The organism is Mesorhizobium sp. WSM4837 (genome assembly GCF_055811435.1).
On sequence record NZ_JBVVQE010000053.1, the window covers coordinates 22,134 to 42,592 of the forward strand.

The window sequence follows — 20,459 nt, forward strand, 5'->3', positions numbered from 1 at the left end:
GCCATGAATGCCCGCTGGGTTCCGGTTCTGCTGGGCATCATCTGCGCAATTCTCTTGCTGGCCGCGCTCTATTTCGCCGACGCGATCATTGCGCCGGTCGCCTGCGCCCTCTTTATCATCGCGATCGTCTGGCCGGTTCAGAAACGGCTGCAGGCACGCCTGCCGCAGCTTCTGGCGCTCGCCATTGTTGTAACGCTCGTCATGCTGGTCTTCATCGTGTTCGCGTCCGTCGTGGCCTGGGGTTTCGGTCGGATCGGCAGATCCGTCATCGCCGAGACGCCGCGGCTTCAAGCGCTCTACGAACAGGCGACAGCCTGGCTGGAGACGCACGGGATCGCCGTTGCCGGCCTATGGGCGGAGCATTTCAATGTGCGCTGGGCTGTGGCGGCGATGCAGGGCCTGTCAGCACGGCTGAACACGACGATCTCGTTCTGGATCGTGGTACTGATCTACGTGCTGCTCGGCCTGCTCGAGGTCGGCCCGCTGGCGCGTAAAATCCCCAGCATCTTCAGCGGCGAGGCTGCGCGCATCCTGATCGTCGGCGGCGAACGCACAGCAGCCAAGCTGCGCCGGTACCTGGTGATCCGAACGATCATGAACATTGCAACGGGTGGCATGATCTACGTGTTTACCCTGGCGCTTGGCCTGCAGCTTGCCACGGAGTGGGGCGTCATCGCCTTCACTTTGAATTTCATCCCCTTCGTCGGCCCGTTCGTCGCAACGCTGCTGCCGACCTTCTACGCGCTGGCCCAGTTCGAATCCCTGTATTCCGCACTTTTCGTCTTTGCCTGCCTCAATCTCATCCAGTTTGCGATCGGCAGTTATGTAGAGCCGCGTTTGGCCGGCAAGGCGTTGGCGCTGTCGCCCTTTCTCGTGCTGTTTTCTGTCTTCCTTTGGATGTTCCTCTGGGGCCTGTTCGGCGCCTTCATCGGGGTCCCGATAGCAATTGCAGTGCTGACCTTCTGCGCCCAGTCTCCGTCGGCTAGGTGGCTCGCCCAGTTGTTAGGCGCCCCTGACGATGAGGTGGGAAGCGCCCAAGGTAGATAGGGACGATAAGAGCAGCCAGCCCCGGAAATTAACGTTTCACGCGGGCTCGGATTAGACCGAGAACAGTCATCAGAACGACGCCACCGAGCAGGCCCGATACGCCGACCCCGATCAGGACGGCAGGGGTAAGCCCGCCCAGCCCGCGCATGACGGAATCGGCGGCGTTTTCAGCGTGCCCAACCAAGTGGCCAATGCCGGGAGTCTGCGCAGCTACGAAAGTCAACGCAAAACCTCCGGCCATGCCGGCCAGAACGGCTGCGATCTTGGTAAGTTCAACGCTGGGCCACCACCACCGCACAGCGAGTGCCCCCGCCGCGCCGCAGAGCATCTCGATGGCGATGGCTATGACAGTTTCGGTCGGGGACAACAGTCACTTTCTCCAGCACGAACGGGAGCGGCGATGCCGCCTACGCCGACGGCGCCGAACCGGCTTCTGCGGAATGGCGCTTGAGGGCGTCGCGCAGAACCTGCTCCTTGGTCTCGTCGAGCGAGGTCTTGAGGACGATTCCACCGAAGCCCTGGATCTGCTTCAGAACCTTGTCTTCGGTCATCTCCTGAATCAGCAGGAAGAGCGCGGCATTGCCTGGCACGATGCTTGCCGACAGATCTTTCATGAAGGCATCATTGATGCCGACATCGGTCAACGCGCCCCCAAGCGCACCCGAAGCCGTGCCAACCGCCACGCCTATAAGCGGATTGAGGAATAAAATCCCGATGAGCAATCCCCAGAAGCTGCCGGAAACGGCGCCGGTAGCCGTGGTGTTCATAAGCTGGTTCAGCTTGACCTTTCCCGCCTCGGTCTTGGTGGCGATGACAGCGTCGCCAAGCTTGATCACATATTCCTTCTGTAGACCGAGCAGGGTTTGGCGGACTTCTTCAGCCTTCGCCTCGGTGGGATAAACAATGACGATGAGGGTTGACATGGAGGCTCCTGTCGACGGCAGCCATTAGGGCTGCGTAGGGGGTGCCGTATTTTAGGGCGTCCAGCACCTGAAGAAATCGGCATGGAGTCCTGCTTATGTGCCCCATGTCTCTTTTTCGCAGCGCCGGGGAATCGATTGACTGATGTCAAATCCGTTTCCAGTCTTGCCACAGCCTGAGGCAACTAACTTGGCCTCACGCTTCATCATGCCGGCGTCGCTGGCGAAATCGGGCGATAGGCCGAGGGAACAGGAGCGCTTTGGAGAATATCGTCCGATGTAGGACGAGAGGCACAGTTTTGGAATTCTGGGCCAATGGCAAGGCGGCCAGAAGACGCTATCGTCAACAACGGAAGCGGAAGCATCCTAAGCTGTGGTCACGGTCCATCTGATGATCTCCGAGCGTTCCTTTCTCCATCAATGACCGCTCAAGCCGAAGCGACCTTGATACACAAAAGGACTTGATCATGTCGGACCTATCCAAAAAAGGCCTCGACCGTCGCGATCTGATAATAGCATCCATCGCGACGGTTGGCGCGGCGGCCGCCTTCGCGGCCAACGCTGGTTCTGCAACCGCCCAGGACGTAGCGGCTCCCTCTGCCGACGCCGCATCCGGTGGGTCTCAGGGTACGGTCTATACCGGCGAAGTGATCCAAGGGAAGAAGGTCGTCAGTGCGCTCGACGTCAGCGACCTGGAAGCCGGGCAGAAGCACCTCTTGTACTTTCAGGGCGTGCAGATGCCCACCGGACAGTATTGGTATGTGTCCGTGGCGGTCGCCAAGGGGGCAAAGCCGGGCAAGCGCGTCGTTCTGACCAGCGGTGTGCACGGCGACGAGATGAGTTCCGTGCATACGGTCCTGACCGTGATGAACCAGCTCGATCCAGCGGAAATGTCGGGCACGGTGATGGCGGTCACGGAACATCGCCCGATGGAGGGCATGCAGCGCAGATGGCCCAATTCGGGCAGGGGCGCCGGCCTGATCGACATGAACCGGGAATGGCCCGGGAACGAGAACGGCTTCACCGCGCCCAGCCGGCACGCCGGGCTGCTGTTCAACCGGCTGCTGCGGCCGAACGCCGACGCGGCGATCGACTTCCATACTGGGACAAGCGGATTCGAAGTCACCGCATTCAATATTGCAAGCATGGATGTGCCCGAGATACGGTCGATGGTGGAACTCTACCCGGTCGGCCAGATCTTCGACAATCATACATATCCCGGTGTCCTGCATAACGCGTTTGTCGACGCGGGTATCCCGTCTTTTTGCCCGGAGGTCGGCGCTGCGCGCGTCCTCGATCTCGAGATGATCCCCCTGTTCGTGGAGGGCACGATGAATGTCCTCAAGCATCACGGCATCCTGGCCGGCCCAATGGGACGGACAGGCAAGGACGTGGGTGTTTTCTTAGGCAACAGCGCGGTTCCGGTCGTGGCAACCCAGGGCGGGTTTATCGAGCATCTGGTCAAGCTCAACGACAAGGTCGAAGCCGGACAAAAGGTGGCCATCCAGCGCAACAGCTTCGGCGAAGTGGTCGCGGAATATACAAGCAGCGTTAATGGAGAGATTGCGGGCCAGCGCAGCGAAGTACCGTCCGAGCCTGGCGACCCCTTGGCATTCATCCTTTTCAACAAGGCGGGGCCGGATGGCGGTGAACTTACCCAGAGTGAGTACGCCGCGACAGCGCCGAGAAAGGCGCCAGCTCCGACTCCGGCTCCTGCGTCCGGTTCCTGCCCCCTTTTCGGTGGCGCCAAGGACGGCAACACGCGGACAGGAGGCAAGTTTTGTTTTCTACTCATCTCGATCTTAGCTTCGATGGAGAGAGGTCATGAGCACAGAGTCCTGAGTTTTGTCTGGTTGTCCCTAAATTATGGACCGGCACCGTCTTTGCCTTGACAAGGCAGCCGACGACGAATTGTTCTCGAAGAGCCCGTCGATATGGAGGAAGTCTTATGCGTCGTCTTTTGTTCGCTTGCTTTGGTGTAGCTCTCAGCTTCGTTCTCCCTGTAGTTTCGTCAACGCCCGCCCATGCAGTCACGATAAACATGAATATCGGCACCAGCCTCAATAATGGCCGTGCCATCACTTGTCGTGACGGCGAGCGAATCTTGCGCAATCGCGGCTTCAGAGACATTCGACGTGTCGATTGCCGCGGGCGGTTCTTCGTCTATCGCGGCAGGCGCGGCGCAGGCCGTTTCGAAATTGCGGTGAGCGCGAACAATGGCCGCGTCGTCGATCTGCGTCGCCTTAGAAGATAATGGTTTGGGCTAACTTTCCAGGGTCTGGATTCCGTTAGACTCAGCCTGAGGACTCGATCGTTGCGCCGTCCCTACGAGTTTGTTGTCCGTTAAACGCTGAGGACCAATGGGTTGCGCGTCCTGACCAAGCTCGTACATTCATTCCCCGCGACAGGGATACTGGTAGCGACCCTTGCGTTCGCGGTCTCGCTTACGCCCAGCCTTATACCACGATCCTATCTGGTCCAGGGTGTGCTTTCGGGACTTTCAGCTGCACTCGGATACGGCATCGGCTTCGTCGCTTATTCGCTGTGGACCTATCTCGAATTGCCGCAGCTACGGGACCGAACCCTGAAGGCGATGAGAATTGCAGTCGCCGGCACGTGCGTTGTGATTGCCGCTGTCTTCCTTTGGAGAACTCTGGAATGGCAGAATTCGATCCGCGTTTTGATGGATCTCGCTCCGCTGGACACCGCGAGTCCGCTCAAGACAGGGATTGTCGCTGTCGTCGTATTTGCGACACTCATGTTGTTGGCACACCTTTTCAGGCACACCTTCCTGGTGTTCTCCGGCTGGCTTGGGCGCTTCGTCCCGAGGCGGGTCTCCCATCTTGTCGGCGGCCTGCTGGCGGTCGCGCTGTTCTGGTCGGTCGTCGAGGGACTGGTCTTCAGCCTGACGCTTCGAATCCTGGATTCTTCGTTCCAGGAGATGGATGCTCTCATTGAAGATGACCTCAGCAGGCCCGCGCAATCGATCAAGACGGGAAGCGCGGCTTCTTTGCTGTCATGGGAAGAACTCGGCAGGCAGGGCCGCAGGTTTGTCAGTTCCGGTCCAACAGCGGCAGAGATAACCACTTTCTTCGGGGAAGGGGCTGTGGACCCTATTCGGGTGTATGTCGGAATGAGTTCGGCCGACACTGCGGATGAACGCGCGAAGCTGGCCTTGCAGGAATTGAAACGTACCGGCGCGTTCGAGAGATCCATACTGATCATCATCGTGCCGACTGGTACCGGCATGATTGATCCGGCTGCGCTGGACCCGGTTGAATATCTTCACAGGGGCAATGTCGCGAGCGTCGCAATGCAATACTCTTACCTCGCCAGCTGGTTATCCCTCCTGGTCGAGCCGGACTACGGTGCGGAGGCCGGCGACGCGCTGTTCCAAGAGGTCTACACCTACTGGTCTTCGCTTCCACGCGACGCCCGCCCGAAACTCTACTTGCACGGCCTAAGCCTCGGGGCGATGAACTCTGAACAGTCGGCGAACCTTTACGATGTCGTCGCAGATCCGTTTCAAGGCGCCTTGTGGAGCGGGCCACCTTTCGCAAGCCGCACCTGGCGATCCGTTACCGACGCCCGCAATTCCGGATCGCCCGAATGGCTCCCCCGCTTTCGCAACAGCTCGATCTTCCGGTTCACCAATCAGAACGATGCCTTGGACATTCCAGACGCGGAGTGGGGACCGATCCGGATAGTCTACCTTCAATACGCCAGCGATCCGATAACCTTCTTCGACGTCGCCACGCTTTATCGAGAACCCGATTGGATGAAAGAGCCGCGCGGACCCGACGTATCGGAAGAGGTTCGCTGGTATCCGCTTATCACGATGCTGCAACTGACGGTCGATATGGCAATAGCGACGACGTCTCCAATGGGCTACGGCCATGTCTTTGCACCGCAGCACTATATCGATGCGTGGCTGGCCGTAACCGATCCGCCGAGCATTACACCTGAAGACGTTGCTCGGCTGAAGGTCCTTTTCATCACGCGCGGGACGACGCCTGTCAGCGGATAAATCAGTTTTGTCATTGTTACAAAAGTAGGAGAAACGCCGTGAAGCTGCTGTCAGCCCTTGTTGCCGCAGCCATATGCTGCCTAGCGTCGCATGGCGCGTATGCTACGGATGTGAAACTGTCCGGCAGCGCCTTCTACCGGGAGCGGATTGCGCTACCCTCAGATGCCACTCTCCTTGTGGAATTCATAGATCTGGCCAAGCCAAAAACCGCCCTGGCCGCAACTGCGGTGGCGCCGGCCGGACAAGTTCCCATTGCCTTTGGCCTGGTTGTCGATTCAAGCAAACTCTCGAACGGAGAGGCCTATGCGATACAGGCCCGCATTGAGGTCGGCGGCTCCGCCTGGTTCGCCAGTGCCGAGCCGACCCCGGTCGATCTGGCGAGAGCGGGAGAATTGTTTTCAATCCTCCTCGTTCAGGCAGGCAGTAAGGACGCAGAGGAGGCTTCCGGCGTCTCGCTGGCAGGTACCGAATGGAGGGTTTTAGAGCTGGACGGCAAGAGCGCCGATACGAACGTGACGTCGACGCTTATTTTTGATGCTGATGGCGCGGTGAGCGGCAATGGTGGCTGCAACGCTTTTCGCGGCGACGTCGACATGGAAGGTACGACAATGAAATTTGGCCAGCTGGCATCGACAATGATGGCCTGCGAAGATGCCAAGTCCGTTCAAGAGGCGGTCTTCCACGCAGCGCTTTCGCAAACTGCGGCGTATTTTGTACAGGATGGAAATCTGATGCTCGTCGATGCTGCTGGTAAGACCATCGCTCGCCTGGGAGCGCCGTGAGGCGGCTAAGCTGACGTTAGCGCGGACTCGTGCTCAGTCCGGTCAGGTTCCATCTACAGTGCGGAGTAGCTGGTAAAGCGTTTGCGGCCCTTCGTGTCGTGCCTGGCATTGCTGCGCCACGACTAAGCCATCGCTCGCCCAACCTATATCCCGTGCTTCCTTCGGTGAAATGCCGAATTCGTGCCTGAACGTTCGACTGTAGCTGGAAGCATCGACGAAGCCCCATTGCTCGGCGATCCGGGATATGGACCGCGTATCGCCAATGTCGGAGAGCGCGTCCCGCGTTCGCAGTAGCCGCTGCCTCCGAATGTAAGAAGCTACTCCCCCGAGCGGCTCGAAAATTCTGTATAGCCGGGAGCGGGACACGCCAAGTTCCGCGCACAGCGTTTGGGATGTCAGTTGGTGATCCACAAGTCTGCCGTCAATCATCCGTCGCGCTCGGCCTAGAAATGTCGCGTCGATTGGGGTTTGTGCTTCTCTCAAGCGATCCTGGGAGGGCGCGAGACATACGGCCACAAGGCTTCGTGTTGCCTCGACGACGTATGGTATCTCCGGCGACTGCAAATCCGCCAGCGACCGGTTGAGAAGAAGCAGGTAGTCTGCCAGCAGCTTACCGAGCCCTCCTTCGAACTTGGCATCCAACATTCGATGGAGCCCGGCAGTCGAGGTAAACAGATCGTTTGGGATGAAGAGCGTAAGGACCCCGTCGTGATTGATTTGTCTATCGAACGGGCTGGCCAGGCAGTGCAGTTCAGGCACAGCTTTCTCGCCTTTATGCCACTCACCCGGCAAGCAAAACGGCAGGGTGACATACCAATGGTCAAGAACGGCATTTTTCAGATGCTTCTGGCGATGAGCATGATTTTCGCCTGGAAGCTCAGTTCGCATAAAAGCGAGTCTATCCAGGTTCCACACCGTTTGGCGGGCCGGAAAGGATTGAGGACAATCCCGCACGGCTGACAAGTCCATCACGCCTCGATTGGCGAAACGGAAAGCCGGAAATTGCTCGTGAGGTTGAAAGCTAAAGGTTGAAAAATCAAGAGAATGCGTAAATTTCGCATTCTTACTTTTGTGCTCTTCGAGCGATTGGAGCGCGGAGTCTTGATACATTAGATGACTCTAAATTACCGTTGCTCCGCGTAATTCCCAAACAAACATCGCCTTTTTGTACCATATCGTACCACGCACAAGCCTCAAAGACAAAATTGACAGAGCGTGTCAGCAATTGTCCTTGAATTGGGCCTGATGGCTCGATGCTTGCGAAACGGCCAATCTTCTGAAAAGAACCAATCTAGCAGTATCGGGGTTGGAAAATGCTTCTTCATCCGTGAATGATAAAGTAATGGAGAATGCGGCGGGTTGGAATTGGCCCATCCCGTATCTCGATCATTGACAGCCAGTCCCGATGTTTGCCCTAGACCGGCTTCGCCGGCCTGAGCATCGCCGAGTAGGTGAGCAGCGCCGAGGCGAGATAGAGCAGCAGGAAGACGACGTTGAGCGACAGCACCAGATCGGGCGTGTCCAGGATATGGGTCAGCACATAGGTCAGCAGCACCGCCTTCATCCCGGCAAGCAGCGCCAGGTTGATCGCCCGCACCAGCGTCTGGCCGCGCGCGAACAGAAGCTCGGCCTGGTATTCGACGAGATTGCGCAGGCCCGGCACGCAGATCGCCAGCGCCACCAAAGGGGCGGCCTCCGCAACATTCCTGCCGAGCGCGTTGGGGAAGAAATGCAGCACGATGGCGAGTGTCGCCAGCGCCAGCGTCGAGACCGCGAACACGCCGCCTTCGATACCACTCCTGACCGAAAGGCGAGACAAAAGTTCCGGCGCCCGCATCATGCGCTGAACCAGCATCATCGAGAAGGTGCGGATCGGGATCGCCGTCAGGTCGACCAGCCGCATGATGATGGCATAGATGCCGGCGAGGTGCGGACCGCCGATCGCCAGCACCAGCAGCTTGTCGAATTCCATCTGCAGGTAGAACAGCACCTCTGCGCCGGCAACGTAGATGGAATCGGCGAGCCGCCGCAGATAGAGCGCCAGCCGCAGCCGCAGCCGCTGTCGCGGATAGAAAAATCCGAAGGCGATGAGCAGCGAGGCGGCGTTGGCGCCGATGTAATACCAGGACCAGGCTCCTATGGTCGGCTGCGCCGCGAACATGAACAGCACGGCGCCGAGCGCCCGCAAGGCCGTCGCCAGGATCGTCAGCAGGGCGGCGCGGCCGAATTTGCCGAGGCCGTTGTTGACGATCAGCGCCACCTCGACCGGCCGCCACAGCAACGCCTCGGCAAACACGATCGCCGCAAAGACCGACAGCGGCACGGTGCCGGCAAAGAAGACCAGGTAGACGCCGTAGGAGGCGGCAGCCAGCAACGGCAGCGATATCGCGCCAAGCAGCAGGAAGCCGGCCGTGAAGGTGCCGATCAGATTGGGGCGGATGGTGGTGGTTCGGTAAAGCGCCGAGATGAAGCCGAAGGCCAGGATGCGCGACAGCATCACGCCGGCCGCTGAAGCGGTGGCGAACATGCCGAATTCGGCGATCGACAGCGTGTTGGCCAGCGCGATGAAATAGGCGAGCGAAAACACCAGCCGCCCGCCCGCGCCGCTGATCGCCGAAAGATAGTCGCGTACCAGCCGCCGTCGCTCGGCGACGAAAACGCGGATCCGGGCGAGAAGCCGTTTTTGCGGGATGTTGCCAGCCTGAGTCATGTGTCGAGACAGCATAGGCCGGAAAGTTTAACGCGCGGTTCTGGGCGCTTTCGATGCTTTCAGGAAGGGCAGAACCCTAGAGGGAAACCGTGTCTTCAAGGCTGGGAAATTAACCTTTTGTTTCCTATACTTGTTTAGCGTGGTTAACGAATGGCTGACCGCGCGTCCAAGCCGCAAAGGGCAAGCTCCACGACAATGGTCGACAGGCAAAACCGTGAAGATTGGAAGCGCGAGCGCTCGTTGCTGGCGCTCGGCCAGGCGTTGCGCGGCGAAGAAGAACCATCGCTGGTTGCGATCGGGGACCGGGCAGACCCGTCATGGCGCGACGATGCCGCAACGCGCCATCGTCTCGCGCGCTTACGCCGCGAGGGGCGAGCGCATCCGGACCTCTCGGCAACCCCGGAGCCCACGGCGACCCCGGAACGCTGGGTGACTCCGGAGTTACCGGCAAACGATGAAACAAGCCGGTTTCAAGCCGAGGATGCATCGGCTTCGGCCGCGCAGATGCCACCTGAGAGTGACGAGCCCGTTGAAGCGGACCATGCGGAAGCCGCGTTCGAACCTCGATACGCCATGCCGCGGGAGGAGCCGGTTGCTGCCGCTGTTTCCGAGGACCGCCGCTCCGATGCCGACCCCCGATACGCCGCGTTCGAACCTCGATACGCCGCGTTCGAGCCTCGACACGCCGCACCCGAACCTCGATATGCCGCATCCGAACCCGGATATGCAGATGACGGGCGGCGGTCTTCCCATCAGGATGACGACAGACAAGAATGGAAGCCGTTGATCGATCCGATGCAGGTCGTCCGCGGCATTGCCCGCTCGAAGCTGCTGATCGTCGCCATGACGATACTGGGCGCCACGCTTGGCGTCGCCATCGCGCTGTCGACGCCGAAGAAATACGAAGCCACCGCAGAGCTGATCGTCGACCCGCGCGACCTGAAGCTCACCGACCGCGACCTCACGCAATCCGTGGTTGCGTCCGACGCGACGCTGGCCATCGTCGAGAACCAGGTTCGCGTGCTCACCTCCGGCACCGTTCTCAACAAGGTCGTGGACAAGCTCAATCTCGTCAATGATCCGGAGTTCAACGGGCAAGGTTCCGATGGGCTGGGGATGATGACGGTCATCCGGTCGGTCCTGTCGCGCAATGACGGGCCGGCTGCCGGTGAAGGTCGCCGCCGTGCGCTGGCCGTCGCCAATCTGGCCGAGAGCCTTTCGGTCGAGCGCGGCGGCAAGACCTTTGTCATCTCCGTCAGCGCCACCACGCAAAATGGCGAGAAGTCGGCGCTCATCGCCAACACGATGACGGATGTTTTTCTGCAGACCTTCGGTCAGATCCAGTCCGACACCGCTGGCCGCGCGACCAACGAACTGACCGGCAGGCTCGACGAGCTGCGCAAGGGCGTCGAATTGGCCGAGCGCAAGGTCGAGGATTTCAGGGCCGCGCACGACCTCGTCGACGCGCAAGGCCATTTGATCAGCGACGACGAGATGCTCAAGCTCAACCAGCAGCTGGCCATCGCCCGCGCGCGCACGCTGGAACTTAACGCCCGCGCGGCGTCGGCGCGCTCGATCGACGTGAATTCGGTTCTGAGCGGCACCTTGCCGGAGGAGATCAACTCCAACACCATGAGCGAGCTGCGCTCGCAATATGCGACACTCAAGCAGGAGGCCGACCGCGCCGCGATCCGGCTCGGGCCGCGCCATCCCGAGCTCCAGGCGCTCAATGCCCAGCTTGCCGGATCGCGCGAGCGTATCGCCGGGGAACTGCGCCGCATCGCCTCGTCGCTGCAGGTCGACTTGAGGCGCGCCGTGCAGCTCGAACAGGATCTGGCCTCCCGGCTGGCACAGTTGAAGGTCCGCAGCGGCGACGTCAACAGCGACCTGGTCACGCTGCGCGAACTGGAGCGCGAGGCCGCTGCCAAACGCTCCGTCTATGAACAATATCTTCTCCGCGCCAGGGAGACCGGCGAGCAGAAGGACATCAATACCGCCAACATCAACGTGATCTCCAAGGCCTTCGCCCCGCTCGAGCCGAACGGACCGTCGCGCGCCATGACGGTGCTTGCCGGCCTGCTGGCAGGGCTTGCTTCCGGTGTCGGCCTCGGCGCCATGCGCGGCGCCTATGCGAGCCTGCGCGAAACCGCCGATTCGCGGCCGCGCCGCAGGGCAGAGGAGCGCCGGACACCCATTGAAGACAAAGCATACCAGCCGCCCGTTCCGCCCCAAGCCGGACCAGTGCCTCGTGCGCAGCAGCAGTATCCCCGAGCCTCGGACGAGGCAGATCAGGCTTTGAAAGCCGCTGAACAGCAAGCCTCCATCGAGGAAATCCGAGCCAGCTTGCGCGAATTCCGCGAAGCGGTTCGAGAACTCACCGAAAGCCGATCGCGGCGCTATTTCTGAGCGCCGAATAGAATAAAAGCCATCGGTTTCGAGTTAGCGGCATAAGACGGCGCTTTGACGGGATTGCCCGGTCGGATTTTCGTGAGAATGCCGCCCGAAGCAGAACGATGTTGAGGGTGGTTGATGGCCGAGTTGATTGACGGAAAAAGCGTTGCCGAAGGCGTGGTGCGGCGCGTCAAGGCTCTGACGATCGAACTGATGGAAAAGGGGGCGCACAAGCCCGGTCTCGCCGTGGTCATCGTCGGTGAGGATCCGGCGAGCCAGGTTTACGTCGCCTCCAAATCCCGCACCGCCAAGGAATGCGGCTTTCATTCGGTCCAGCACACGCTGCCGGCCGAGATGTCCGAACAGGAACTGCTTGCCATCATCGGCGAACTCAACGCCGATCCCGGCATCAACGGCATCCTGGTGCAGCTGCCGCTGCCTGGCCATATCGATGCGGGCAAGGTCATCCAGGCAATAGCGCCGCAAAAGGATGTCGACGGCTTCCACTTCATCAATGTCGGCAAGCTCGGCACCGGCGAACTGGAGACGGCGTTCGTGCCTTGCACGCCGGCCGGCTCGATGCTGCTCATCGAGCGTGTGCGCGGCAAGGATCTTTCCGGGCTCAATGCGGTGGTCGTCGGCCGCTCCAACATCGTCGGCAAGCCGATGGCCAATCTTCTGCTTGCCGCCAACTGCACCGTCACCGTCGCGCACAGCCGCACGAGGGACCTGGCCGCGCTGGCGCGCACCGCCGACATTCTCGTTGCTGCTGTCGGCAGAGCTGAAATGGTCAGGGGTGACTGGGTCAAGCCGGGCGCCACCGTCATCGACGTCGGCATCAACCGCATCGCGGCGCCAGAAAAGGGCGAAGGCAAGACCCGTCTCGTCGGTGACGTCGCCTTTGCGGAAGCGGCCAGGACGGCCGGCGCCATCACGCCGGTGCCCGGCGGCGTCGGCCCGATGACCATTGCCATGCTGATGGCCAACACGCTAGCTTCCGCCTATCTCGCGGCCGGATTGAAACGGCCGTCTTTCTGAACCTGGAAAGCCCAAAGCTTTGCCGAACCTCACTGTTCCCTCAGAGCGGCCGGTCGCCAATGATCCCATTCACGGCGGCCGGCAGTTCGGGTTCCTGCTGGTCGACAAGTTTTCCATGTTCTCGCTGGCCGCCGCAATCGACACGTTCCGGTCGGCCAATCGGCTGCTCGGCCACGACTTCTATGGCTGGACGACGGTGTCGGCCGACGGCGATGCCGTCCTGGCCTCCAACGGCCTGCCGCTCAAGATCGACTACGCTGTCGCCGATCTGCCGCCGGTCGATATTCTTTTCGTCTCGGTCGGGCTGACGACCGAGTTTCCCGGCAAGAGCAAGGTGCTGGCGGCGCTGCGCAGCTGGGGCCGGCGCGGCAACGCGCTCGGCGCACTGTCGGTCGGCTCCTATCTGCTCGCCGAGGCAGGCCAGCTCGAAGGCTATCGCTGCACCATCCACTGGGAAAACCGCGCCGGCTTCGTCGAACGGTTTCCCGACATCAACTGCACCGGCAACGTCTTCGAGATCGATCGTAAGCGTTATACCTGCGCCGGCGGCACCACCTCGATCGACCTGATGCTGGAGATCGTGCGCGGCGATTTCGGCTCGAGCCTCGCCAACGGCGTCGCCAACCAGTTCCAGCACGAGCGCATCCGCTCCGCCGGCGACCGCCAGCGCGTCGGCCCTGAGCGCGACCTGACCGGAAAATCGGAGAAGCTGCGCCGCATCGTCGAGCTGATGGCCGACCATCTCGACGAGCCGCTGTCGGCGGTGCAGCTCGCCAAGTCGGCGGGCCTGTCGGTGCGCCAGGTCGAGCGGCTGTTCCTGCGCCACCTCAGTGTGACGCCCGGCCGCTATTACATGCGGCTCAGGCTTGAGCGGGCGCGCGAATTGCTGCGCCAGACCAACATGCCGATCCTCGACGTGGCGATCGCCACCGGCTTCACCTCGCACTCCTATTTTGCCCAGAGCTATCGGCTGCAGTTTGGCCGGCCGCCTTCCGAAGAGCGGCGCACGACATATTGAACGGTTTGGCGCAGTCCGCGCCGCCACGTGCCCCGGCGCCCGGGCTTGTATCCTGACGCGGCGTCAAATAGCTTCCCCCGGCGGCACGGACTGGCGGGCATGGACTGGCTGGCAGAAGCTGACTGGCTGCGACGAACTGGCGACCACTGACTGGTCACTGACCGGGGGGAGATTTCATGGCGGGACTTGCACGGAGCATCGTTGCGGCGGCGCTCCTGTTGTGGATGACAACGCTCGGCCTTGGCGCCGACCGTGTCGTCATCGTTCTCGACGCCTCCGGTTCGATGTGGGCGCAGATCGACGGCAAGCCGAAGCTCGAAATCGCCCGCGAATCGCTGCGAACGGTGCTGCAAACGGTCCCCGCCGACAAGGAAATCGGCTTCATGGCCTATGGCCATCGCGAGAAGGGCAGTTGCGAGGACATCGAGCTCATCGTGCCGCCGCAGGCCGGCTCGGCAGGTGCTGTTTCCACTGCCGCCGACAGCCTGAAATTCATCGGCAAGACGCCGCTGACATCAGCCGTCAGGCAGGCGGCCGAGGCGCTGAAATACACCGAGGACAAGGCCACCGTCATCCTGATCACCGACGGGCTCGAGACCTGCAAAGGCGACCCCTGCGCGCTCGGCAAGGAACTGAGGGCTGCCGGTGTCGACTTCACCGTAAACGTCGTCGGCTTCGGCCTGACCGCGGACGAGGGCAGGCAGGTTGCTTGCCTCGCCGACAACACCGGCGGCAAATACATCCAGGCGTCGGATGAGAAGGCGCTGCAGGACGCGCTGGTCGAGACCATCGCCGCCGCACCTGCACCGGCGCCCGAACCAGCGCCGGCGCCGCAGCCGGTCGCCGCGCCGGAAAAACCGGAGTTCAACTTCATCCCCGCCGTGGTGCTCGCCGAGGGCGGCGATCCCGTCACCGACGGCAATTCCTGGGAGATATTCAAGGCGAAGTCCGACGGCACGCGCGGCGAATACGTCGCCACCGAATACGGAGCTTATAAAGGCAATCTGGAGCCGGATGATTACACAGTCGTGGCGCGCCATGGCGAGGCCAGGACCGAACAGAAGATCACGGTCGAGGCGGGCCAGGTCTACAAGCCCCTCTTCGTGCTTGATGCCGGCACGCTCATCATTCATCCGCGGCCAAGCGAGGGAGCGGATGTGGCCGATGGTGCGGCTGTCGTGATCGCCTTTCCGGGCGTTGAAATGCCTGCGACCTATTATGGCGACACCAAGGTGGTGTTGCCGGCCGGCGATCAGAAAGTCACGGTCAGGATCGGGCAGGGCGAGGTTACCGAAACCATCCCGCTCACTGCCGGCAAGGTCGTCAATAAGGATATCGTCGTTGGCGTCGGCCGTGTCGTTGCCAACGCCTACTACATTGCCGGCGGCGACAAGGCCGACGGCTCGGGCATTGGCTTCAAGGTGTTCAAGGCAAAAAAGAAGATCGACGGAACGAGGCAAGAGGTGGCTTATGCCTATGGCCCCGACAGCAAGTTCGATCTGCCGCCCGACGACTATGTGCTGACGGCGACGGTCGACCTTGCCGTCGTCGAGCAGCCGTTCAGCGTCAAGGCCGGTGAGCACCAGGATCTGAAGATCGCCATCAATGCCGGCGTGCTGGCGATCACCGCGCCAGGAGCTTCGAAAATCGAGATTTTCGATGCGAAGAAGGACATCAACGGCAACCGCAAATCGCTCGGTTACGCCTATGACGAGAAATATCAGGCGGCGCTGCCGGCCGGCGACTATGCCGTCGTCTCTGAGAAGTCGGACAATAGCTCAAAGGAAGGCACAGTGACCATCAAGGCCGGCGAGCGTTCCGAACTGACGGTGCAGTAGGGACATTCGACGTCTAAAAAGGGGGGGGGTCGCGAGCCCAGCCCCTGACCCAAATGTGGACCCCAAGTATCTTGCAGCGCAATATTCGCCTGCGGCGCGGACGTTTCGCGCGGTTTAGCTTGCGGTAAAATTTTCGCAAAAGCGTTCTGTTCGCAGGATCGTCGCAGAACATCCGGTTTGCGACGTCGCAAATATCAGTCGCGAAACCGATTCAAGACTCGGGAATTTTGCGACAAGAACCGGGTAACGACCCCCGCAAGAAAAAATTTTCGAGCATGTGTCGGGGCGCTTGGCTGTCGGTCGTCTTGTATACCTGACGGGGAGATTTTGCAGCATGGCGAAGATCGTATTCGGAATGAACCAGTCCCTCGACGGCTATGTCGACCACGAGGAATTACCTGCGCCAAGTCCCGCGCTCTTTCGTCACTGGATAGAGCACGTGCGCGACCTGACCGGCAGTGTGTACGGTCGCCGCATGTACGAGGCCATGCGCTATTGGGACGAAGACCGTCCTGAGTGGGGTACGGAGCAACACGAGTTCGCGGCGGCGTGGCGGCGCCAGCCGAAATGGATTGTATCGCGCTCGTTGAAGTCGGTCGGTCCCAATGCCACGCTTATCGCGGATGACGTCGAGGTAGTGATACGCAGGCTAAAGGCCAAGCTAACAGGAGAGATTTCCGCTTCCGGACCAAAGTTGGCGCAAAGCCTGACCGAAATGGGTCTGATCGACGAATACCGCCTCTACCTTCACCCCGTGGTGCTTGGTCGCGGCAAGCCCTTCTTCGCCGGCTCTCGGCCACCACTCCGCCTTGTGGCCAGCGAGCGAATCGGCGGGGAAGTCATCAGGTTGACCTACGTTCCTGCCTGATTACAGACCACGCCGACCAGGCCCGCTTTGAGGTTGAAAAGACACGCCAACGTCGCCGCTGAATGCCACGCCATTTTTGCAGACTTGACGCACACAACTTCGCCATTCGGCGGGGATCGGCCGAACGGCTCGGTTGCGCCATTTGCCGACCTTCATTGCGTTTCTCCAAACCTGCCGTTCGCGCTACAGCCTGATACGACCCTAAGCGGAAGCTCGTTCGCCCCCGGCCGAATTCACGCCCATGACCCGAAGCTGCCTTCCATCAATGCGGATTTTTTCAGAATCTCCCGTTCGGGTTGGCCGCGGCCTCAGGCAGGATTCGAAGTGTCGCGGCCAAACGGGCGCCATTCAGACATTCCGGTACCATCATTGTTCACGGGGCCTGGTATCCTGCAGCGTCTGCGAACTCTGCCACAGCCAGATTGCGAGAGAGCCTGAACGCCCGCGGACCTGTGCTTCCACAGGTCCTCTTAGAGCACCAGATTTGAACAACTCGCAGTCGCGGCCGGCGACTTGCAGCATTTCGTCGCTCACTGCGACTTCGGCATTTTGGCCGGCCGCGATCTCCATCAAGCGACTGGCGACGTTAACCGTATCACCCGTCGTCGCGATGTGCTGACGGCCTTTGCCACCGAGTCGCGACGCAACGATTGTTCCGTAATGCGCTCCGATCTTGAAGCCGAGCCTAGATGCAGTTGATGCGGGCAACGAGACGAGCCAGTTGCTGGTACGGCTGGAGAGCGCTGCGCAGCAGCGGGCAGCATTGAAGGCATCATCTGTCGCGGCTTCCGGTAGGCCGAACAGGATCATGGCTCCGTCACCCATGAAATTCGTGACGACGCCACCGCAGCTTGTCACCTCTTCGTCCACCAACGCATGGAACGTGTTCAAAAGTTCGCGTGTGGCGTTCGGCCCCAATGTTTCGCTCAGTCCGGTGAAACCGGACAGGTCAATGAATATGATGGCGGCGTCCCTCCGGACAGGTTCCAGGAGAAAGTCGCCATGCTTAGCGAGCCACCCCGCAAAGCCCGGGGCCTCAACTCGTTGAAGCAATTCGCTCTGCGTGGCGAAATACTGGGCCTGGTTCCTGCCCAACCAAAGCTGCGCGGCCCCGAACAAAATAGCCGGCGGAACGGCGGCGGCCATCGGCAACGCCGCGCTCAGCCAGATATGGTGTGAGAATGCGGTCATATTGACCACGAACCAGATCACAACCACGCCGATGATCGCTGCAAGGCCGATGGCATTGCGACGCCATGCCAACAGCCCCACAAGAACCACCGGCAGCACCACCGCAAAGCCGGCATCTGCAAGGCGAACGTACTGATCTCGCACTATGCCGTCGCCGGTCATCAGATGGGCAATGGCCGTCGACATGACCTCGACGCCTGGGAGCACGGGATCAAACGGTGTCGGGAAAACATCGCCGGCGCCGGTTGCAGTTGCTCCGATCACAACAATTCGATCCCGAATAATGCCGCCATCGACTTGGCCCCCCAGCACCGTCGTGGCGCTGATCGTGCGGATCGTGCCGCGGGGGCCATAGAATGTCAGAGGGAGTATGTGACCAATGTCCGTCCGAATCCGCTGTCGGCCCAGAGATAGATAGTCGGGCGCTATTCCCGGATCCTCTCCCACCGCCATGGCGGCAACGCGCAGGGAGAAAGACGCTTCCGTCCGATCTCCGGCCCGAAACAGCAACGGGACGAACCGAGGCGTTCCCGTCCAGTCGGTAACCACATTCACGACGCCGACCGCGGCGATATCCGAGAACGCTTTCAGGGGCCACAAAAACCGGTTGGCATTCGGCACTCGGGCGAGAGGGCCATCGCCCTCGACTGCAATCGATTGTTTACCTCCCGAGTAGACCGCTGCAGCAGCGATTACGCTTGAAGTTCCACGCAGCGAACGCGCGAGCGCCTCATCATCATCTTTTGTCCCGGGATCAACCAGCAGCAGGTCGACCGCAATGGCTTTCGGCCCAAAGCGAGCTATCGTGTCGACAATCCGGGCAAGCGTGGCGCGGCTGAGGGGATAGCGGCCCTCGTTTCGGACCGCTTCGTCGTCTATCGCGACAATGGTAATCAGCTCCGGCGGCGTTGTGGTTCCCCGAACAAGCGTTCGAAGATCCGTCATCGTTGCTTCGACGCGATCGAGGCCCCACATGTTGCCGCGCCAGTGCGCAAAGCCAAGCCCGGCCCCCCAAAGACCCGCCAGGACGAGCGCGATCAGCGTCTGAAGCGCTCGCCCGCTCATTTAGCTTACTGACCGAAACGCGCCATCAATGCCGAAACACGTGCGGCGGGCCAGCGCTTGACCGTCAGTGTGCCTGTTCCGGCTTCCACATCGACGCCTTCACCCGGCCCGAGGACTACGCCAGCATTGGACGCCGGCCTTTGCACGGCGACGCGACCTTTGACGACGAAGACAGAAGTCTTGCCTCGGGCAACGTCAACTGCCCATTTTGTACCTCGCACCGCCGCGATCGCCTGCGGGGTGACGACAGCGAAGCCACCCCGGACCCTGCCGGCTGGAGCATCGAGGAACAGCGCCTTGCGCCGTAATCTGACCGCATCGGCACTACCATTTCGATCACGGTCCACCAGTGCAAAACGAGCGCCATCTTCCGCAATGATGGTAAGGCCTTGCCGGCATCTCAGAATTTGTCGGGACGTCCCTGCTACCAGTCTGAACGTACAGCCGGCGTTATTCGACTGCGCTGAAACGGTATCCACCCAGAAGACACAGGCAAGCATGCAGGCCATCAGGCTCCGGAGATATCGGCCACTTGCGCTCATGAACGTCCCCTTGCTTTTGCGAGAATCTGCGGCAAGAAAATCTATGCATTGTCTTCTGCGGTCAGCTTGGCAGCATACTCATGCGTACGAACCGGCACTTGCAGCCGCGTTGCCTTGGAGGTAGCACGGTGCCGACCAGCGATCTTAGCACGATAGCTTGCTCCAACACCAAATAAGGCGACATCAAGCCGTTGAAGCGGCCGCGATGCGAATGTCGCGAACGTCACGCGGCGACGCTGCTGTTCGGCTCATCTGCCAGAACGAGCAGGTCGCGCCATTTCGCGACATTCTGACCGCTTCTCCAAAGCTGATCTTCGAGCAGCGGCAGCAGTCGACCTTCGCGATCGTCAGTCAAACTTCCGGGCTCCGCATTAACTGAAGAGTGCCACGATTCCATAACAGCAAGCAGCAATCAGCGCCGTAGAGGGCATGGTGATGACCCAGGCGATCACGATCGAGCCGGCTATGTCCGAGCGGAGGCAGAGGTGCGCCGTGCCGCTCCGACGCCGACGATCACGCCGGTGATGGTGTGCGTGGTGGAGACCGGGATGCCGAGCCAGCGTCGCGCCGAACAGCGTGATCGCGTCGCCGGTCTCGGCGCAGAAACCCTGCATCGGATTGAGCCGGGTGATCTTCGAGCCCATCGTGTGGACGATGCGCCAGCCGCCAAAACAGCGTGCCTAGCGCCAGCATTGCCTCCAGGTGATCACCACCCAGAAGGGCACGTAGAACTCGCCCCCGAGCATGCCCTGCGAGTAGAGCAGCACCGCGATGATGCCCATCGTCTTTTGCGCATCATTGCCGCCATGGCCGAGCGAATAGAGCGAGGCTGAGACGAATTGCAGGGTGCGGAAGGTATTGTCGACGGCGAAGGGCGTCTGGCGGACGAAATCCAGGAGACGGTGAGTATCAGCACCAGAGCCAGCACGAAGCCGGTGAGCGGCGACAGCACGATGGCCGCGACCGTCTTCAAGAGCCCCTCCAGACGATGGCGACGCTTCCCGCCTTGGAGACATCCCCGC

General features: G+C 60.9%; 16 protein-coding genes and 2 pseudogenes. 10 read left to right on the top strand and 8 right to left on the bottom strand.

Annotation, left to right across the window (positions count from 1 at the left end; genetic code table 11):
- Positions 1-3: 3 nt before the first annotated feature.
- A complete protein-coding gene (locus AC0L3D_RS25780) occupies positions 4-1,047 on the top strand; it encodes an AI-2E family transporter (protein ID WP_473646249.1) in 1,044 nt (347 codons plus the stop codon).
- Between the two features lie 28 nt (positions 1,048-1,075).
- Here AC0L3D_RS25780 and AC0L3D_RS25785 read toward each other — a convergent pair whose 3' ends face one another.
- Together AC0L3D_RS25785 and AC0L3D_RS25790 are read right to left on the bottom strand one after the other, a co-directional pair.
- Entirely contained in the window at positions 1,076-1,414 is a 339-nt protein-coding gene (locus AC0L3D_RS25785) for a hypothetical protein (protein ID WP_473629047.1), read from the bottom strand.
- Positions 1,415-1,454: 40 nt separating this feature from the next.
- Positions 1,455-1,970 (bottom strand): DUF1269 domain-containing protein, encoded by a 516-nt coding sequence (locus tag AC0L3D_RS25790; protein ID WP_091595172.1) that lies wholly within the window; start codon positions 1,968-1,970, stop codon positions 1,455-1,457.
- 464 nt (positions 1,971-2,434) lie between these two features.
- On the opposite strand from AC0L3D_RS25790, the pseudogene AC0L3D_RS25795 reads away from it, so the two are divergent.
- The 4 genes and pseudogenes from AC0L3D_RS25795 to AC0L3D_RS25810 all read left to right on the top strand — a co-directional run bounded on the left by AC0L3D_RS25795 (position 2,435) and on the right by AC0L3D_RS25810 (position 6,776).
- Positions 2,435-3,633: pseudogene (locus AC0L3D_RS25795) on the top strand (M14 family metallopeptidase).
- 375 nt (positions 3,634-4,008) lie between these two features.
- Positions 4,009-4,221 carry a hypothetical protein gene (locus AC0L3D_RS25800; protein ID WP_473629046.1) on the top strand — a complete coding sequence of 71 codons (213 nt, stop codon included), beginning with the start codon at positions 4,009-4,011 and terminating at the stop codon, positions 4,219-4,221.
- Positions 4,222-4,332: 111 nt separating this feature from the next.
- Positions 4,333-5,994: an alpha/beta hydrolase gene (locus AC0L3D_RS25805; RefSeq protein ID WP_473646251.1), complete on the top strand. Its 1,662-nt coding sequence runs from the start codon at positions 4,333-4,335 to the stop codon at positions 5,992-5,994.
- A gap of 38 nt (positions 5,995-6,032) precedes the next feature.
- A complete protein-coding gene (locus AC0L3D_RS25810; protein ID WP_473629045.1) occupies positions 6,033-6,776 on the top strand; it encodes an META domain-containing protein in 744 nt (247 codons plus the stop codon).
- 42 nt (positions 6,777-6,818) lie between these two features.
- Here AC0L3D_RS25810 and AC0L3D_RS25815 read toward each other — a convergent pair whose 3' ends face one another.
- Both AC0L3D_RS25815 and AC0L3D_RS25820 read right to left on the bottom strand, forming a co-directional pair.
- Entirely contained in the window at positions 6,819-7,886 is a 1,068-nt protein-coding gene (locus AC0L3D_RS25815) for a helix-turn-helix domain-containing protein (RefSeq protein WP_473629044.1), read from the bottom strand.
- 304 nt (positions 7,887-8,190) lie between these two features.
- The gene (locus tag AC0L3D_RS25820; protein ID WP_473646253.1) at positions 8,191-9,486 is read right to left on the bottom strand and encodes a lipopolysaccharide biosynthesis protein; all 1,296 of its coding nucleotides are present in this window, start codon (positions 9,484-9,486) and stop codon (positions 8,191-8,193) included.
- Between the two features lie 195 nt (positions 9,487-9,681).
- Between AC0L3D_RS25820 and AC0L3D_RS25825 the strand changes: the two genes are divergently transcribed.
- The 5 genes from AC0L3D_RS25825 (at position 9,682) to AC0L3D_RS25845 (ending at position 16,639) form a co-directional block, all read left to right on the top strand.
- Positions 9,682-11,892, top strand: coding sequence for a GumC family protein (locus AC0L3D_RS25825; RefSeq protein ID WP_473629067.1), 2,211 nt, complete (start codon positions 9,682-9,684; stop codon positions 11,890-11,892).
- 123 nt (positions 11,893-12,015) lie between these two features.
- Complete coding sequence (folD, locus tag AC0L3D_RS25830) at positions 12,016-12,915, top strand: bifunctional methylenetetrahydrofolate dehydrogenase/methenyltetrahydrofolate cyclohydrolase FolD (protein ID WP_473629042.1); 900 nt, start codon at positions 12,016-12,018, stop codon at positions 12,913-12,915.
- Between the two features lie 19 nt (positions 12,916-12,934).
- Entirely contained in the window at positions 12,935-13,933 is a 999-nt protein-coding gene (locus AC0L3D_RS25835; RefSeq protein ID WP_473608775.1) for a GlxA family transcriptional regulator, read from the top strand.
- A 176-nt stretch (positions 13,934-14,109) separates the two neighbouring features.
- A complete protein-coding gene (locus tag AC0L3D_RS25840) occupies positions 14,110-15,771 on the top strand; it encodes a vWA domain-containing protein (RefSeq protein ID WP_473629041.1) in 1,662 nt (553 codons plus the stop codon).
- A gap of 334 nt (positions 15,772-16,105) precedes the next feature.
- The gene (locus AC0L3D_RS25845; RefSeq protein WP_473629040.1) at positions 16,106-16,639 is read left to right on the top strand and encodes a dihydrofolate reductase family protein; all 534 of its coding nucleotides are present in this window, start codon (positions 16,106-16,108) and stop codon (positions 16,637-16,639) included.
- A 366-nt stretch (positions 16,640-17,005) separates the two neighbouring features.
- Here the strand turns inward: AC0L3D_RS25845 and AC0L3D_RS25850 are convergent, their stop codons facing one another.
- The 4 genes and pseudogenes from AC0L3D_RS25850 to AC0L3D_RS25865 form a co-directional block, all read right to left on the bottom strand.
- Entirely contained in the window at positions 17,006-18,895 is a 1,890-nt protein-coding gene (locus tag AC0L3D_RS25850) for a CHASE2 domain-containing protein (protein ID WP_473646254.1), read from the bottom strand.
- Between the two features lie 5 nt (positions 18,896-18,900).
- Positions 18,901-19,437: a FecR domain-containing protein gene (locus tag AC0L3D_RS25855; protein ID WP_473629038.1), complete on the bottom strand. Its 537-nt coding sequence runs from the start codon at positions 19,435-19,437 to the stop codon at positions 18,901-18,903.
- A 223-nt stretch (positions 19,438-19,660) separates the two neighbouring features.
- Positions 19,661-19,792, bottom strand: a complete 132-nt coding sequence (locus AC0L3D_RS25860; RefSeq protein WP_287173647.1) for a hypothetical protein — start codon at positions 19,790-19,792, stop codon at positions 19,661-19,663.
- A 16-nt stretch (positions 19,793-19,808) separates the two neighbouring features.
- A pseudogene (locus AC0L3D_RS25865) lies at positions 19,809-20,453 on the bottom strand (anion permease).
- Positions 20,454-20,459 lie beyond the last annotated feature (6 nt).

Bases quoted from the DNA above. Each gene is read 5' to 3' on its own strand.
- AC0L3D_RS25845 (WP_473629040.1), top strand. From the start codon at position 16,106: ATGGCGAAGATCGTATTCGGAATGAACCAGTCCCTCGACGGCTATGTC.
- AC0L3D_RS25850 (WP_473646254.1), bottom strand. From the start codon at position 18,895: ATGAGCGGGCGAGCGCTTCAGACGCTGATCGCGCTCGTCCTGGCGGGT.
- AC0L3D_RS25815 (WP_473629044.1), bottom strand. From the start codon at position 7,886: ATGTATCAAGACTCCGCGCTCCAATCGCTCGAAGAGCACAAAAGTAAG.
- AC0L3D_RS25840 (WP_473629041.1), top strand. From the start codon at position 14,110: ATGGCGGGACTTGCACGGAGCATCGTTGCGGCGGCGCTCCTGTTGTGG.
- AC0L3D_RS25780 (WP_473646249.1), top strand. From the start codon at position 4: ATGAATGCCCGCTGGGTTCCGGTTCTGCTGGGCATCATCTGCGCAATT.
- AC0L3D_RS25800 (WP_473629046.1), top strand. From the start codon at position 4,009: ATGAATATCGGCACCAGCCTCAATAATGGCCGTGCCATCACTTGTCGT.
- AC0L3D_RS25790 (WP_091595172.1), bottom strand. From the start codon at position 1,970: ATGTCAACCCTCATCGTCATTGTTTATCCCACCGAGGCGAAGGCTGAA.
- folD (WP_473629042.1), top strand. From the start codon at position 12,016: ATGGCCGAGTTGATTGACGGAAAAAGCGTTGCCGAAGGCGTGGTGCGG.
- AC0L3D_RS25820 (WP_473646253.1), bottom strand. From the start codon at position 9,486: ATGACTCAGGCTGGCAACATCCCGCAAAAACGGCTTCTCGCCCGGATC.
- AC0L3D_RS25825 (WP_473629067.1), top strand. From the start codon at position 9,682: ATGGTCGACAGGCAAAACCGTGAAGATTGGAAGCGCGAGCGCTCGTTG.
- AC0L3D_RS25855 (WP_473629038.1), bottom strand. From the start codon at position 19,437: ATGAGCGCAAGTGGCCGATATCTCCGGAGCCTGATGGCCTGCATGCTT.